4 protein-coding genes are annotated in these 3,075 nt (G+C 67.7%); 2 read left to right on the top strand and 2 right to left on the bottom strand.

What is annotated here, in order from left to right; translation table 11 throughout:
* Positions 1–303: 303 nt before the first annotated feature.
* Positions 304–1,743, top strand: coding sequence for a transglutaminase domain-containing protein (locus AAF184_25555; GenBank protein ID MEO0425722.1), 1,440 nt, complete (start codon positions 304–306; stop codon positions 1,741–1,743).
* On the opposite strand, the gene AAF184_25550 is transcribed toward AAF184_25555, so the two are convergent.
* On the bottom strand, positions 1,740–2,252 hold the full coding sequence (locus tag AAF184_25550; GenBank protein ID MEO0425721.1) for a hypothetical protein: 513 nt from the start codon (positions 2,250–2,252) through the stop codon (positions 1,740–1,742). The two genes, AAF184_25555 and AAF184_25550, sit on opposite strands and share 4 nt — an antisense overlap.
* Positions 2,253–2,263: 11 nt before the next feature.
* A complete protein-coding gene (locus AAF184_25545; GenBank protein ID MEO0425720.1) occupies positions 2,264–2,737 on the bottom strand; it encodes a hypothetical protein in 474 nt (157 codons plus the stop codon).
* Between the two features lie 197 nt (positions 2,738–2,934).
* Between AAF184_25545 and AAF184_25540 the strand changes: the two genes are divergently transcribed.
* The coding region (locus tag AAF184_25540; GenBank protein ID MEO0425719.1) for a GIY-YIG nuclease family protein at positions 2,935–3,075 on the top strand (141 nt) is incomplete at its 3' end.

The following is a 3,075-nucleotide window of genomic DNA, read 5'->3' as shown; positions in this document are numbered from 1 at the left end:
GCGGAGCGTTGGGCGCCCTCGGTCACGATGCCGATTCCGAATTGCTCATGGGTGTGGCGATCGAAGCGCCGCGCGCTGCGCGCACGGACCGTTTCGAGGCCAAGCTCGGGAAGGCGACGAACGCGGAACTCGTGCACGGGGCTCATTAGCGTCACGTTACCACCGTTCGTTAGCCGGCGGTCGCCTGCCCGCATCCGTGCCGAGGGGATCGCGCTTTGCCCTGGAGAGCGTCAGGGCTATGCTCCAGGAAACCGCATTGATTCGGAGAGTGACTGCCCCATGCCCCTTGGGACACGGCGATCTGTGAGCCCTCTGCTCGCCGCGCGGTGTGCGCTTGCCCTGGGCGGTGTCTTCTGCTTGGCGAGCGTGCACGCTGAGGTGACCGACCGCTTCGTCCTGCGTACGGCCGATGGGCAGCCGTTGGGCTATCGAGAGCACTCGGTCGAGGAGATCGAGGGCAGCCGTCGCACGATCCGGCGCCAGGTGATCACCGTGCGCAGCGAAGGTCGCCCCACCCAGACTCTCGAAGAGAAGCGCATCGACACGTCGCTCGCGGACGGCACGGTGGTGCAAATCGAGCGACAGACCCGCGTTGGGGCCGTACGGCAGACGATCCGCGCGGAGGTCGGCCCTGAGCAGATCCGCCTCTCGCGCCAGGGTGCGGGGCAGGTGCAGTCGGCGGTGCTGGCGCGACCCGCCGATCTTCGCTTCGACAACGGAGCCGCGCTGCTGGCGCGCTGGGACCCGAAGGCGCAGGACGAAGTGCGATTCAGCGCGTTGGATCTGTCGGCCCCAGCGATCGAGACTGTCAGCTATACGATGGGCGGCGTCGAGGCGGACGGGGGGCGCCGCGTGCGCCGTCTCACCTATCGAGGCGACGCACTGCGCAGCATCAGTTTCTTCCGCATCGACGACGCAGGCCAGTTGCTCGGCACGGAGCAGCCGATGATCGGCAGCGGCCTGCGCCTGGACCCTGCGAAGGAGGGCGAACGCTTCGCCGGGCAGGTGCCCCAGCTCATCGACACGGTGCGCTACCGGTCCCCCTACCGCATTCCCAAGCGCGCGTTGGACAAGCACCTGCGCTTCAACTTCGAACGCAAGGTGCCCTCCGTCGACCTCGTACCGCCTGACACGGGCGAGCAACGCGTGAGCTTTCCAGACGGCACGGTGCAGCTCGACGTCTGCGCGACCTGCGGTGCCGGCCTGCCCACCAGCGACGGTTACCTGCAGCAGGCCCTTGCGCCCACCTTCTGGCTGGAAACCGACTACGTGCCCCTGCGCCGGGCAGCGCTGAAGGCGGCTCGCCGCTACTCGAACGATGCGGCGGTGATGCGCGCGTTGGTCAATGTCACCATCGGGCGCTTGGAGACCCTGGACTTCGCGGGCCATCTCTCCGCGGCCGAGGTGTGGCGCTATCGCCGAGGGGATTGCACGGAATCGGCCGCGCTGCTCGCCGCCCTGGGCCGCGCCGCCGGCATCCCGACCAAGGTGCTCAGTGGACTGGTGTACTCGCGGGCCCTCTACCACGGGCGTAGCCACACCTTCATGCCCCACACCTGGGTGGCGGCCTACGTCGATGGGCGATGGCGCAGCTACGATGCTGCCCTGGACGGATTCGATTCCACCCACCTGGCGTTCTCGGTGGGTGATGGTGACCCGCGGTCGATCCACGCGGGGCACCAGGTGGCGGCCCTGCTCGAGACCTCGGCGATGACCGAGGTGCGCCAGCGACCGACGGACTAGCGCGTCCGCTTGGTGTGCTTGTCGCCGGCCTCGCTCGCGAGCCCACCACTTGCGGAGTCTTCGAAAGTGACGGGCAGCTCGGGGATCTCGAGATCCTCCGCTGTGTCGACGTACTCCACCGCGTGGTCCGGCGAGGTGTTGATGCCGCCGGCGGAGATGACGACGATGTCTTCCCAATCGTCGCAGTCGATGACGTCCTCCGCCTGCACCAACGCTCCAAGGGGGTCGGGCGCAGCGGGTCCCGGCGAAAACTCCTGGGCCGCGGCGGGCACGCCGCTGAGGGCGGCGCTCGCCAGCGACGCCACCAGAGCTTCCTTGAGCGGCAAGCTGTAGCGCACGCACGTGGGCCCTTCGCATCCGCTCACGAAGGCGCGACGTTCATCGTCGCTCATGGGCGTGAGGTCGACGACCTGGCGATGGCACAGGCGGCAGACGTCGTTGCTGTCGAGATGCGAGCGCAGGCGCGACTTCAAGGGGCAGGGGCTTTCGATCACTGGAAAGATGGCCATGGCGGAGCTCCTCAGGGCGACTTCGCGGGGGCGTTGGGATCAGCGGCGGGGACCGATTCATTCTCGTAGGTGACGGGCAGTGCGGGAATCGCCAGATCTTGCGCCGTGTCGATGTACTCGACTCGCTTGCCATCCTCGATACCGCCGATGGTCACGATCTCTTCATCGCAGTACTCCACCTCGGCGGCGAACGCCGCCATAGGGGCGATCGGCGACCCCTCGTCAGCGCTCTCCTGGGCGGCGAGGGGTTGGCTGGCGAGCATCGCCCCCGCCACCGACGCTGCGACGACGCGGCTCACGGGAATGGAGTAGGACACGCAGACCGGCGCATCGCAGCCCGCGACGAACGCCTCTCGCTGCGTATCGGACATCGCGTTGAGGTCCACCACCTGACGCTCGCAGTGGCGGCAAACACCAGCCCGGACGTCGGTCTTGGGGTCGACGTTCAGGGGGCACGGTCGCTGCACCTTCGGGAAACGTGCCATCCAGATCTCCTCGGCGGGGTGTGCCGCCTTATGTTCACGGTAGTCTTCGGACCCTCCTAGGAGTCTACCCTCCAGGGGGGCGGTGTGCGCAAGCGGCTAAGGGGGCAAACGCGTGCTATGAGGGTGCGTTCCCACACCGTCGACCGCTCGAGGTCGGTACCATTGGCCAGGCGGGGAGTCATGGAAGGTGAAATCGGATGGAGAAGGCGCGTGCGCCCACGGCGGCGGCTGATCGCCCTTGGTTCATCTATTTCGTGCGCTGCGCCTCCGGCGAGATTTACACGGGGGTGGCCACGGACGTCGCCCGTCGCTTCGCCGAGCACGAGGCCAACGGTGCT

The organism is Pseudomonadota bacterium, assembly GCA_039815145.1.
GTDB lineage: Bacteria > Pseudomonadota > Gammaproteobacteria > Steroidobacterales > JBCBZW01 > JBCBZW01.
Note: the sequence above shows the minus strand (reverse complement) of the source record. Positions and strands in the feature narration are given on the sequence as shown.

Excerpts from the sequence above, each read along its gene's own strand:
- AAF184_25545 (MEO0425720.1), bottom strand. The coding sequence starts at position 2,737 with ATGGCACGTTTCCCGAAGGTGCAGCGACCGTGCCCCCTGAACGTCGAC.
- AAF184_25550 (MEO0425721.1), bottom strand. The coding sequence starts at position 2,252 with ATGGCCATCTTTCCAGTGATCGAAAGCCCCTGCCCCTTGAAGTCGCGC.